The organism is Peptidiphaga sp. (genome assembly GCF_057238965.1).
On the sequence record NZ_DBHHEV010000058.1, the window covers coordinates 1 to 11,865 of the forward strand.

Genomic DNA, 11,865 nt, shown 5'->3' on the forward strand with positions numbered 1-11,865 from the left:
GCTACACGGGCCGCGGCATGCTCTTCCTGGACCTCATCCAGGAGGGCAACCTGGGGCTGGTTCGCGCCGTCGAAAAATTCGACTTCACGAAAGGCTTTAAGTTCTCCACGTACGCCACATGGTGGATTCGGCAGGCGATCACTCGCGCCATGGCCGATCAGGCACGCACCATTCGAATCCCCGTTCACATGGTCGAAGTGATCAACAAGCTCGCGCGGGTTCAGCGTCAGATGCTTCAGGACCTCGGCCGCGAGCCGACCACTATCGAGCTCGCCAAAGAACTCGACATGACCGAGGAAAAGGTCATCGAGGTCCAAAAGTACGGGCGCGAGCCGATTTCGCTGCACACGCCCCTCGGAGAGGACGGAGACTCCGAATTCGGCGACCTCATCGAGGATTCGGAGGCGGTGGTCCCGGCCGACGCCGTCGGCTTCACGCTGCTTCAGGAGCAGTTGCGCCAAGTCCTCGACACGCTCTCGGAGCGGGAGGCCGGCGTGGTTGCGATGCGCTTCGGCCTGACCGATGGGCAGACGAAGACCCTCGACGAGATCGGGAAGGTCTACGGCGTCACGCGTGAGCGCATCCGGCAGATAGAGTCCAAGACGATGTCGAAGCTTCGCCATCCTTCGCGCTCCCAGGTTCTGCGCGACTATCTCGACTGATTCGCGCGGCCGCTTTCCCGGCGCACGCGAGGGCCGTGCCGCAGGACGGCGAAAAGGAGCGTCGTCCGCGGCGCGTCGAAGGCCGCGATCCGCATCAGAGGAGGAAATCGGGCCAGCTCAGCTCCGCGGCCGCGCCGCGCGCCTCGATCCACGCCGCCCGCTCTACGGCCTTGCCGCTGCGCGAGAAAGCCCTTTTCGCGTAGCGAACCCCGTTGGCCTCGGCGTTCAAGTAGTGCCGCAGCAAGCCCGCAGCCGTGTGCGCGTCTGCCAGCGCGCGGTGACGCTTTGCCGCCGCCATGCCGGCGCGCTCGGCCGCGGCGGTCAATCCGTGCCTTCCCGGCGGAAGGTAGATCTTCGACAGCTCCATCGTGCACACCGTGGCCTCGCGCGGAATGTGCATCCCATAGCCCGCCCGGGCGAAAGACGCGTTGAGGAATCCGACGTCGAACGCCGCATTGTGCGCCACGAGGGCCCTGCCGACGAGCAGCTCGCGAATCCGCGGAAGCAGATCGGCAAGCGTCGGGGCGTCGGCGACGTCGGCATCCGTCAGGCCGTGCACGAAAACCGCCCGCATCCCGCGCAGAGGATTGACGAGGCTCTGCCATTCGCCCTCCTGACCGCCCGATTCGTCGAGCAAGACGACTCCTATCTCGACGATGCGATCGCGCACAGGGCTGAGCCCCGTCGTTTCGACGTCGACGACGGCATACCCCATTGTCCCTCCATTCGAGCTCGGCCCGTCGATGCGCGGGAGCCGCTGTGTCTGCGCCGGGTGCCGGAGAACCCTGAGAGTTCGGCACGTCGGTGCGCGGAAGCCGCTGAGCTCCTCAGTAAGCAAAAGCCCCTCAGTAAGCGGAAGCCCCGCGAAGCCCCGCCGCTTGCATGCCCAAAGAATTCTACGCCGCTGCCCCGCGGCAAACCTCGGGCCCCGCCCCGCCGGCCTCGTGGAACTCTCTTTGACCGTGGAAGCCGCTTCGACCGCGGAAGTCGCTTCGACGGCGTCGGCCTCCCGCTGTTTGTGCGGCGGCGTCGGCCCCGAAGGGGTCTTCCTCGCCGCCCGGAGCCTTCCGATCCCGCGCGGCCTTCGCGCCGAAGCCCGCCGGAGGCAGTCAAGTGTAGCGAAGCGCTCATTTAGCCCGAGGTGAAAGCGGGGCCTTCTGCGCTGGCGCAGGCCGCCTTGCATGCTTGTATATACCCGTGGCTACTTTGACGAACGACGAGATGAAGCACGACTCCGCCGTCCACGACGGCGCCATGACCGCTCTCGACCGGTGCGACGCCTGCGGCGCGCAAGCCTACGTTCGCGTGGAGATGCCCTACGGGGTTCTTATGTTTTGCGGACATCACGCGAATGCGCACCTTGAGAAGCTGGCGGCCTCTGCTGTTTCGGTGCGCGACGAGCGCGAGCGAATCGGCTGAAACAGGCTGAAACGAACGCATCGGCTGAGGGCAGCACTTGCTGTCGAATAGAAATGCGAAAGTGAGATTCGCCCGATTGTGCCAGCCGATGCGTGAAAAGGGGCGTGTGTGAGTACGATGTGCGAGTGACGTCTAATGAAAGCTACACCGCGAGGCACCTTCAGGTTCTCGAAGGCCTCGAGGCGGTTCGCAAGCGGCCCGGAATGTACATCGGGTCCACGGACTCGCGCGGCCTCATGCACTGCCTGTGGGAGATCATCGACAACGCCGTAGACGAAGCGCTGGAAGGCCACGCGGACACCGTCGAGGTCCGCCTCCACGCGGACGGATCGGTGGAGGTGCGGGACAACGGCCGCGGCGTCCCCGTCGACGAGGTTCCGGGCGTGGGGCTCTCAGGCGTCGAAGTCGTCTACACCAAGCTGCACGCCGGAGGAAAGTTCGGCGGAGGGTCTTACGGCTCCTCCGGCGGTCTGCACGGCGTCGGGGCCTCGGTGGTCAACGCCCTGTCCGAACGCATGGACGTCCAGGTCGATCGAGGCGGCAAAACCTACCAGATGCAGTTCCACAGGGGCCCGGCCCCGGTTCCCCCGTGTCGGCGTTCACCGAGTCCTCGGTGCTCGACGTCGTCGGCAAAGTCGCGAAGAAAAAGTCCGGCACGCGAGTGCGCTACTGGGCCGACCCCGAAATTTTCCTCGCGTCGGCGGCCTTCTCCTACGAAGAGCTCGTCGAAAGGGCCCGCCAGACGGCCTTCCTCGTGCCCGGCCTGACCATCTCCCTCGTCGACGAGAGGGAGCGCGCCGCAGGGGAGAATGCCGAAAAGGAAGGCGCCGAAGGGGAGGCTCCGCACAAGGGCCCTCATACGGAAACCTTCCGCTTCGACGGCGGGACCGTGGATTTCGTCGATTTCCTCGCGCCCGACGCCGCGGTCACCGCGACGATGCGGCTGACCGGCGAGGGGACGTTCGCTGAGAAGGTCCCCGTTCTCGACGCCGAATCGGGCCACCTCGTCAGCCGCGAGGTTGAGCGAACCGTCGCCGTCGACGTCGCGCTGCGCTGGGGCAAGGGCTACGAGACGCGAGTGGAGTCCTTCGTCAACATCATTCGCACCCCGGGAGGGGGGACGCACCAGAGCGGATTCGAGCAGGGGCTCATGAAAGTCCTGCGTTCGCTCGTCGAATCGAATTCTCGACGCCTGAAGATGAGCGCGAAGGACCCGAGGATCGAGAAGGATGACGTGCTGGCCGGCCTGACGGCCGTAGTGACCGTGCGCCTGCCCGAGCCGCAGTTCGAGGGGCAGACAAAAGAGATCCTCGGGACGTCCGCCGTTCGGGGGATCGTCTCCGGCGTGGTCGAGAGGGAGTTGGGCGCGATCCTCGGATCGTCCAAGCGCGACCAGAAGACGGAGACGTCCAGGCTGCTTGAAAAGGTCGTGGCGGAGATGCGCGCCCGCGTGACGGCGCGCATGCACAAGGAGATCTCTCGCCGCAAGAACGCCCTCGAAGCCTCGAGCCTTCCGGCGAAGCTGGCCGACTGCCGGAGCGAGGACGTGGCCGAGACCGAGCTTTTCATCGTCGAGGGGGATTCAGCCCTGGGAACCGCCAAGCTTGCGCGGTCAAGCGAGTTTCAGGCCCTCCTTCCCATCCGCGGCAAGATCCTCAACGTCCAAAAGGCCTCGACGGCGGACATTCTCAAGAACAAAGAGGTCTCCGAGATCATCCAGGTGGTCGGGGCCGGAAGCGGGCGGACCTTCGACCTTCCCGCGGCGCGCTACGGCAAAGTCATTATGATGACAGACGCCGACGTCGACGGCGCACATATTCGCACCCTCCTGCTCACCCTCTTCTTCCGCTACATGCGCCCGCTCGTTCAGGAGGGGCGAGTGTACGCCGCGGTTCCCCCTCTTCACAGAATCGAGGTTTCGGGCGGCAAAGGCGGCAAGAAGCGCTACATATACACATACTCGGAGGACCAGCTCCACGCCGAGCTTCGCAAGCTCGAACGCGCGGGCAAGAGCTACCGCGAGCCCATTCAGCGGTACAAGGGCCTCGGCGAGATGGACGCCCACCAGCTCGCGGAGACGACGATGGACCCGTCGCGCCGAACCTTGCGGCGGATCCGCATGGAGGACGAACAGGCGCTTATGGAAGCGGAGGCCGTCTTCGAGCTGCTCATGGGCAACGACGTCGCTCCGCGCAGGGAGTTCATCGTCGAAGGGGCCGCGGCTGTGGACCGCGATCGGATCGACGCCTAAAATTGCCAAAGATGGGGTGGGTTGAGCTAGGGCCCGCAGACGCGGGCGAAATCTATGATGTCGTCAGCGCCATTGAGGCCGCCGACGACAGTCCTTTGCGCACCAGCTTGGAAGAGATCGAGAGATTCTTCGATCCCGCTCTGACGTGGCGCGCCATCGGCGTTCGCGCCTCCGATTCGAGCCTTCTGGCCGTCGGGATGGCCCGGATCGTGCGCAGCGGGGGCGAAGTGCGTCTTTTCGGCGGCGTCCACCCGGACGCCCGCGGCGAGGGGATCGGAAAGCTGCTCGCGGCTGAACAGGTCAAGTCCGCGCGCGCCATCGGCGGCAGCAGCGCGATCGTCCACGTCGACGGGGCCAACGCCGGGCTTGCCGAGCTTTTGGCGCGTGAGGGCTTCGAGCTTTCGCACGAGTACGTGCAATTGCGCAAGAGCGTGGCGAGCTTTCCGCGTTTCGACGTTCCCGCGCACATGAAGATCGTCCCCCTGACGGAGGACCTCGATGAGGACGTCCTGCGCTTCTACAACGCCGTGCAGACGAAGTCCGGCGGTGAGCCCTCCGCGCGCGGGGATTGGCAGGCCGAGCACGCCGCCATCGACCGAACGTGGAGCTTCGTCGCGCTCGACGTTCGCGGAGACCGTCCGAGGGTTGCCGCCTATGTGGTGTGCGAACGCTACGACGAGGAATGGGAGGCCCTCGGATGGTCCGAGGGCTATCTCGCCGAGGTGGTCCTCGGCGAGGAGCACCGGGGGATAAACCTGGTTTCCGTGCTGCTCCGCCAAACGATCGACGCGGTCAAGGAGGCCGGCGTCTCTTACGTGGGCGTAGACGTTCCCGAGGGGGACTACCTGCTGAGCACCTTCCTCGACCGGGGCTTCGAACGCATGGGCGTCACCCGCGTGTACGTCAACCGTTTCTGACCGTCCTTGTCGGCCGCTTTGATTCCGCGCGTGGGCGCCGCCGCTGCTGCGAGCGGCAACCGCCCGGGGGCCGCGGCGCTTTCCCCGCCCGCGCACGCAGGCTTAGACCCGACAGGCGGCGAGGCCCTTCCGGGCCGCGCTTTCCGCGCGCAGGCCGCGCGGTTTGAACGGCGACCGGGCGCACTCAGCCGATGGCCGTGACGGGGGCGGCCAAGGGCTGGCCGGAGCCGTCCCGCCTCTCGTCCGTCTCGGGCAGGCCGATCGGCTGGCCGCCCGCGCCGACGGCGTGAAGCGGCGCCTGGCCCACGGCCGCGAGCTGCAGGCAGTCCTCGCCGCGCAGGAACCGTTGGGCCCTGACTCCGCCGGTTCCGCGGCCCTTTGCCGGGAACCGGTCGAGCGGCGTGACCTTCGCCGTTCCCGCCACGGTTCCCTCGAGCGCGTCGCGGCTTCCCGAGACGGTTGCGACGAGGGTTCCGCCGACGTCGTCGCCCGGAACGACGCCCAGGGCGATGACTTTCGCCTCTGCTCCCAGGCGGATTCCCGCGACGCCGCGCCCGGTCCGGCCCTGAGGGCGCACGAACGAGCCGTCGAAGCGCAGCAGATGGGCGTCGGAAGAGACGAGGACGATCTGGTCCGCGTCTGCGCAATGTCCGCACCCGACCACCGAATCGCCCTCCTCGAGCCCGATGAGCTCCCACGAATCCTTGCCGGGGTGGCTTGCTCCGACCCTCTTGATCCTGCCGCGCTCGGTGGCCAGCACAGGCGGAGCGGCCGCTTCGGAAAGGTCGATGAGGCCGACGGCGCGCTCGCCCTCGGCGAGGGAGACAAGCTCGCGCAGCTGCGCTCCGGCGGCGAGGGAGGGGGCGTCGGGCGCGACGGGGACGTCGAGGACGTCGAGCCGAACTGCCCGGCCCGCCGATGTCACGACGCCGATCTGCCCGCGTGCGGTGGCCGGGACGCACGCGAGGATCGCGTCGTGAGGCCCGCGCTCGCCCTCCCTGGCTGGCGGCGAGGAATCCGCGGTCCGCGCCGCCAGGCCGGTTCCCGACAGCAGGACGAAGCAGGGGTCGTCGGCCACCTCGAGCGGGAGCGCGGCCGAACTTCCGGCCTCCGTGGCGCCGTCGGATTCGAGGAGGACCGTCCTGCGGAGCGTGCCGTGGGCCCGGGCGACCTCGTCCAGTTCGGCCGATACGAGGTCTCGCAGGCGCTCGGGCGAATTGAGGATGCCCTCAAGGTCGGCGATGGCCTCCAGGAGCTCGCTTCGGCGCTGTTCGAGCTCGATCACCGAGTACTTGGTCAGGCGGCGCAGCCGAAGCTCCAGAATGTACTCGGCCTGGGTCTCGGTCAGGTCGAAGACCTGCATGAGGCGCGTGCGCGACGTCGCGGCGTCGTCGGAGGATCGGATAAGCGCGATGACCTCGTCGATGTTGACGACCGCCACAAGCAGGCCGTCCACGAGGTGAAGCTCGCGGGAGGCTTTGTCGAGTCTGAAGCGCGAGCGGCGCCTGGTCACGTCGAGGCGGTGGTCGAGGAAGACGCGCAGCAGCCCGATCAGCCCGAGGGTCTGCGGCTGGCCGCCGACGAGCGCCACGTTGTTGATGCCGAAGGAATCCTCCAGCGGCGTGTGCCGGTAAAGCTGAAGCAGGACGGCCTCGGGGTTGAAGCCGTTCTTTATCTCGACCACCAGACGCATCCCGTGATGGCGGTCGGTCAGATTCTGGATGCCCGTCACGCCCTGGACCTTCTTGGCGTTGATCGCGTCCTTGAGCTTCTCAATGACCTTCTCCGGCCCCACGAGGTAGGGGAGCTCGGTGAAGACGATTCCCTTCTTCCTCGCCGTGACGTTCTCGATGTGGGCCGTGGCGCGGGTTTTGAAGATTCCCCGGCCGGAGGCGTAGGCCTCCCGAATGCCTTCCAGACCCACGATCTTCCCGCCCTCGGGAAGGTCGGGGCCGGGCACGAACCGCATGATCTCCTCCAGGTCCGCCTCGGGATTGGCGAGGAGGCAGCGGGCCGCGGCGATCACCTCCACGAGGTTGTGGGGCGGCATGTTCGTCGCCATTCCGACGGCGATTCCCGAGGACCCGTTGACCAGGAGGTTTGGAATGGCGGCGGGAAGCACCTCGGGCTGCTCAAGGGTGTTGTCGTAATTGGGCGCCATGTCGACGGTGTCCTCGTCGAGCGAGGAAATCATCGCCATGGCCGGGGGCGCCATGCGCACCTCCGTGTATCGGGGCGCCGCCGGCCCGTCGTCGAGCGAACCGAAATTGCCGTGCCCGTCGATCATGGGCAGCCTGAGCGTGAACGGCTGGGCCAGCCTGACCATCGCGTCGTAGATGGCGACGTCGCCGTGCGGATGGAGCCTGCCCATGACGTCCCCCACGACCCTGGAGGATTTGACGTGGCCGCGGTCGGGGCGAAGCCCCATCTGCCCCATTTGGAAGAGTATGCGCCGTTGAACGGGTTTGAGCCCGTCTCTGGCGTCGGGGAGGGCCCGCGCGTAAATCACGGAGTACGAATACTCGAGGAAGGACGTGCGCATCTCCTGCGTGACGTCGATGTCTACGACCTTCTCCGCAGACGGCTCGCTAATCTTTGGCATGCGAACAAGTATTCCCCTTGTTCCCGGTTTCCCGCCCGTCATTCGAGGTGATATTGGCGACGCCCGGCCGCCTCGCGAGGGCCCGCCGGGCAGGCCGTGCGTGCGTGGGATCGATCAAAATGAGACAATCGCGGGGTGAACGCTAATCGTTACGAGGATTTCATATCGGAGCTCAACGAACTGGACGACGGCGACGCACCTGTGGCTCGAGACGTCGCGGCGGCGTTGAAATCCGATCCCGAAATCTTGGCGTATTTCGTGCGTCCCCAAACTCTTTTCGACAGCGACTCCGTCTACGAGTCCGTCACGTGCTACGCCGTGACGGATTCCTCGCTGCACGTGATTTCCTCCGACGTCTCCTACGAGTTCGCGCCGGAAGGAGAGCTGTTGACGAGCGTGCGCACCCTGCCCTTGTCGATGCTCCGCGACGTCCAGCTTCTGCGGCGGCGCAGCCTTCAAGGGCCGCGCGCCGGCGAGCTTTCGGCCATCGGCATCCACGCCGTCTGGGGAGGCTCCTGGCTGATCGACAGTTTTCCGGCGGGATGCGAGGACCCGTCCTGCACCCTCGACCACGGATCGATGGCCCACGCGGTGGCCGAGGACCTCGACGTGTTCGTCGATACGTCGCTCGACGCCGCGGTCTTCTCCAAGGGCGCCGAATTCATCCTTCGCCTCCATGAGATCCTCGCCGGGGCGGGCCGGTGAGCCAAACCGCCCGGCCCTTGGCCGATGACTTTCCAGTCCCCGGGGAACGGCGCGTTCGAGCGGCGCTTTCGGCGGCGATGGACGCCGCAGGCTTGGCGACGTCGACGTCGGCCTCGGACTCCGAACGCGACAGAGCGGCGCTCGGGCTGCCCGAGGCCGACCGCGTCTGCTTCGTCATGGTCGACGGGCTGGGCGCCGAGAACCTCGACGCCAGAAGCGGCCACGCCCCCACGCTTCGGTCGATGACCCATTTTGACCCGCTTGTGACCGTGGCGCCTTCGACCACCGCCGCCGCCATAACCGCAGTGGGAACGGGCGAGCTGCCGGGAAAGACCGCGATGATGGGGTATTCGCTGCGCTCTCCGGCCAGCGGCAGGCCGTTTTCCCTCATAAAATGGGACGATCCCGGGCTCGACCCGCTTTCGTGGCAGAGACAGCCGACGCTGTTCGAAAGGCTGGGCCCGCGCGCCCGGGCCTGCCGCGTCGTCCAGCCTTCCGCCTTCGTCGGCTCGGGACTGACGCTGGCCGCCCTCCGGGGCGCGGAGGCCGTGCCCGCCGAAACCCTCGACGAGCGGGTGGAGGCTGCCGCCGGGGCTTTGCGGCGCGGGGCCGAATGCGTCTACCTCTACTGGGGCGAAATCGACCATGCGGGCCACGCCGCGGGGTGGACGTCCGGCGAATGGGTGGCGGAGCTGGAGAGCTTCGACGCCGCCGTCGCCTCCCTTGCGCGTTCCGTCCCTCGCGGAACGCTCGTCGTCGTCACCGCCGACCACGGCATGGTCGACGTCGGCACAAGGATCGACCTCGCCGATTCTCCCCGGCTGCGCGAGGGAGCGGACCTCGTCGCGGGGGAGGACCGTGCGGTGCAGGTGTACACCCGGGAGCCGGAGGCCCTCGCGGCGCGATGGAGGGAGGAGCTCGGCGAGTCTGCGCTGGTCCTGACGGCCGACGAAGCCGTCGCAACGGGAATCTTCGGCCCCGTCGAAGATTTCGCCCGCTCCGTCATGGGCGACGTCATTTCCTTCCAACGCGGCGATTGCGCCGTCTTCGACTCTCGGGGGCGCACGAGCCCGCCGATGCGCGGCGTCCACGGATCCCTCACGTCCGTCGAAATGCTCGTTCCTCTCATCGCGGAGGTCGTTTGACAGTGGAGGTCAATTGATGTTTTTCGCTGGAGCCGTGTGATGGCGGAGCTGGTCTTCTTTTCGGGGACGATGGACTGCGGCAAGTCGACTTTGGCGTTGCAGACTGCCTACAACCACGAGCGCCGCGGCATGAGAGGCCTCCTCTACAGCCGCAACGACAGGGCGGGAACCGGCAGGCTGTCCTCGCGCATCGGCCTGGAGTCGCGGGCTTTCGAGGTGGATGAGAACACCGATTTTTGGAAGGCCGTGGCGCGGGAGCGCACCGGCGGGCGGGCGGTCGACTTTCTCATCTGCGACGAGGTCCAGTTCTACACCGAGGCTCAGATAGAGCAGCTGGCGAGAATCGTGGACGAGATCGAAATCGACGTCTTCGGCTTCGGAATCACGTCGGATTTCATGACGAAGCTGTTTCCCGGATCCGCACGCATGATCGAACTGGCCGACAGGGTGGAGAACGCGCCACGCACAACGCGCGCACCGTCGACGGCGCCATGGTCACGGAGGGGGAGCAGGTCGTCGTCGGCGACACCGACGCCGGAAAAGCGGGCTATGAGGTGCTGTGCCGAAATCACCACATGAAGCGAATGACCGCGAGCGCGGCCCGTGCAGCGAAGCAGCTTCCCCTCGGCGAGCCCTAGCCTTGTTCTTTCAGACTGTTCCCGTTCCTTCGGACCGCTCCCGGCGAACCGTCTTGACCTTCTGCGAGCCGTCTAGTCTTTCTTCCCGAAGACGATCTCGTCCCAGCTGGGCATCGACGGGCGCGAGCCTCGCCGTTTTTTCGAGCGATCGGATCGCCGTTCGGACGGGGCGAAGGTGTCCGGAGAGGCCTGTTCGGCCTCCGAGCCTTCCTTGCTTCCCCCTCCCTCGGGAGAGCGCCCGCCGCGGGCCGCGCCGTCTGCCTCCGCCGACGGGCCCTTTCCTCCCTTGCCGTCTTTGCCTCGGGAACGCTTGCCTTTCGCTTTTTGAGAGGCTTCCTTGCCCCATCGGTCCGGGCGTGCGCCGCCGCCCGCCCGCTCGTCTGGCTTGGGCTGTTCGTTCGCCGCGGAATTCTGCTCGCGATCGACGGCCGAACGGCGGGGCAGACTCAAAATCGTTGCGTCGTGGGCAGTCTCCGGGGCGGAAACCGGAGGGTGTGCGCCGTCGTAATCGGGGTCTTCCTCGACCTTCGGCATCGGGCGGACCCTGCCCCTTTGGGTGTCGAGGGAGGCGAGAACCTCTTCGATTCGCCCCTTTCCGTCGGCTTTGCCGCGACCGTCCGCCGCGCCCGCGTCGTCGTTGGCCTTTCGGGCGTTCGCCGGCGCCTCGGCCGGAGCGCTCCCGCGTCCGTCGGCCTTTTCGCGGTCCTCGCCGCCCGCTCTGTGCGAGTGCCGGCGGTGCGCTTTTTCGCTCTGAACTAAATCCACCGGCGCGGGAGGGGTGTTCACTGCCCTCCAAGTTCCCGTCGAAGCCGGCAGCTGGGTCTCCGAGAGCCAGGCGGCTTCGTCGTCCAGCGCCTCCAGCAGGCGCCGCTCCAAATCGACGTGCCATGTGGCGCGATGCTCGCGGTCGCCTGTGACGAAGACGGCGACTAGTGTCCAAGGCTCGCCGTTCTTGCGCAAGGAATCCCATGTGATGTCGTTCGGGTTGACGCCTCGGCCGACGAGGCGCGACGCGACGAGCTCTTCGAGCGTCAGACCGGCGCTGTCGTGGCCGATTGAGAAGGACCGGGCAAGTTGGGCGGTGTACTCGCGCTCCGCGACGATCGGAAATGCGAGGGGGTTGACTCGGGAGGCGGGAAGCGCGGAAAGCTCGCACACGTCGTCGACGGACAGTCCCTCGCGTATGTAGGACTGGATTTCCCGCGGCGTCATCTGCCGTTTCGATTCGGACGGATTCTCGACGACGGGTCTATCGCGTCTGAGCGTCGCGCGCAACAGGTCGGTGATGGGTAGGATATACCTATTGCCTTCGGCGTCGTTCAGCGTGAGAGTCTCGCCGTCGGGCCCGAGTCCCAAGAGCTCCAGTTTTTTCATGTCTCCCCTTGAAATCGTAGTCACCTTAAGGTTGCCACACGATGGGCGGAATGGGCCGATTCGCCCGGGTGTGTCACGCTTGGCGCTCGGCTGTGCGTTTCGCTTGTGGATTGACAGACTGGACGAATCCGAAAAACCTGATACATTGTGGG

Annotated in this window: 9 protein-coding genes and 1 pseudogene; 7 read left to right on the forward strand and 3 right to left on the reverse strand. The window is 66.6% G+C overall.

Annotated features, from left to right (window positions below):
• The coding region (locus ACO48X_RS07670; protein WP_485001499.1) for an RNA polymerase sigma factor at positions 1-662 on the forward strand (662 nt) is incomplete at its 5' end.
• A gap of 94 nt (positions 663-756) precedes the next feature.
• Here the strand turns inward: ACO48X_RS07670 and ACO48X_RS07675 are convergent.
• Positions 757-1,377, reverse strand: coding sequence for a 3'-5' exonuclease (locus ACO48X_RS07675; RefSeq protein ID WP_485001500.1), 621 nt, complete (start codon positions 1,375-1,377; stop codon positions 757-759).
• 482 nt (positions 1,378-1,859) lie between these two features.
• Here ACO48X_RS07675 and ACO48X_RS07680 point away from each other — a divergent pair, with 482 nt between their 5' ends.
• The 3 genes and pseudogenes from ACO48X_RS07680 to ACO48X_RS07690 all read left to right on the forward strand — a co-directional run bounded on the left by ACO48X_RS07680 (position 1,860) and on the right by ACO48X_RS07690 (position 5,249).
• A complete protein-coding gene (locus tag ACO48X_RS07680) occupies positions 1,860-2,081 on the forward strand; it encodes a DUF7455 domain-containing protein (protein ID WP_484991785.1) in 222 nt (73 codons plus the stop codon).
• A gap of 119 nt (positions 2,082-2,200) precedes the next feature.
• Positions 2,201-4,332 (forward strand): annotated as a pseudogene (locus tag ACO48X_RS07685) (DNA gyrase/topoisomerase IV subunit B).
• 11 nt (positions 4,333-4,343) lie between these two features.
• Complete coding sequence (locus ACO48X_RS07690; RefSeq protein ID WP_485001501.1) at positions 4,344-5,249, forward strand: GNAT family N-acetyltransferase; 906 nt, start codon at positions 4,344-4,346, stop codon at positions 5,247-5,249.
• A gap of 184 nt (positions 5,250-5,433) precedes the next feature.
• Here the strand turns inward: ACO48X_RS07690 and ACO48X_RS07695 are convergent, their stop codons facing one another.
• Complete coding sequence (locus ACO48X_RS07695) at positions 5,434-7,851, reverse strand: DNA gyrase/topoisomerase IV subunit A (protein ID WP_485001502.1); 2,418 nt, start codon at positions 7,849-7,851, stop codon at positions 5,434-5,436.
• A 135-nt stretch (positions 7,852-7,986) separates the two neighbouring features.
• On the opposite strand from ACO48X_RS07695, the gene ACO48X_RS07700 reads away from it, so the two are divergent.
• From ACO48X_RS07700 to ACO48X_RS07710, 3 genes are read left to right on the forward strand one after another with little or no spacing between them, the layout of a single operon-like run.
• Complete coding sequence (locus ACO48X_RS07700) at positions 7,987-8,556, forward strand: DUF5998 family protein (RefSeq protein WP_485001503.1); 570 nt, start codon at positions 7,987-7,989, stop codon at positions 8,554-8,556.
• Positions 8,553-9,701, forward strand: coding sequence for an alkaline phosphatase family protein (locus tag ACO48X_RS07705; protein WP_485001504.1), 1,149 nt, complete (start codon positions 8,553-8,555; stop codon positions 9,699-9,701). The genes ACO48X_RS07700 and ACO48X_RS07705 overlap by 4 nt, the downstream gene beginning before the upstream one ends.
• 39 nt (positions 9,702-9,740) lie before the next feature.
• Entirely contained in the window at positions 9,741-10,280 is a 540-nt protein-coding gene (locus ACO48X_RS07710) for a thymidine kinase (protein WP_485001505.1), read from the forward strand.
• 131 nt (positions 10,281-10,411) lie between these two features.
• Here the strand turns inward: ACO48X_RS07710 and sepH are convergent, their stop codons facing one another.
• On the reverse strand, positions 10,412-11,713 hold the full coding sequence (gene sepH / locus ACO48X_RS07715) for a septation protein SepH (RefSeq protein ID WP_485001506.1): 1,302 nt from the start codon (positions 11,711-11,713) through the stop codon (positions 10,412-10,414).
• Positions 11,714-11,865: the final 152 nt, after the last annotated feature.

Bases quoted from the DNA above. Each gene is read 5' to 3' on its own strand.
- ACO48X_RS07675 (WP_485001500.1), bottom strand. From the start codon at position 1,377: ATGGGGTATGCCGTCGTCGACGTCGAAACGACGGGGCTCAGCCCTGTG.
- ACO48X_RS07690 (WP_485001501.1), top strand. From the start codon at position 4,344: ATGGGGTGGGTTGAGCTAGGGCCCGCAGACGCGGGCGAAATCTATGAT.
- ACO48X_RS07695 (WP_485001502.1), bottom strand. From the start codon at position 7,851: ATGCCAAAGATTAGCGAGCCGTCTGCGGAGAAGGTCGTAGACATCGAC.
- ACO48X_RS07710 (WP_485001505.1), top strand. From the start codon at position 9,741: ATGGCGGAGCTGGTCTTCTTTTCGGGGACGATGGACTGCGGCAAGTCG.
- sepH (WP_485001506.1), bottom strand. From the start codon at position 11,713: ATGAAAAAACTGGAGCTCTTGGGACTCGGGCCCGACGGCGAGACTCTC.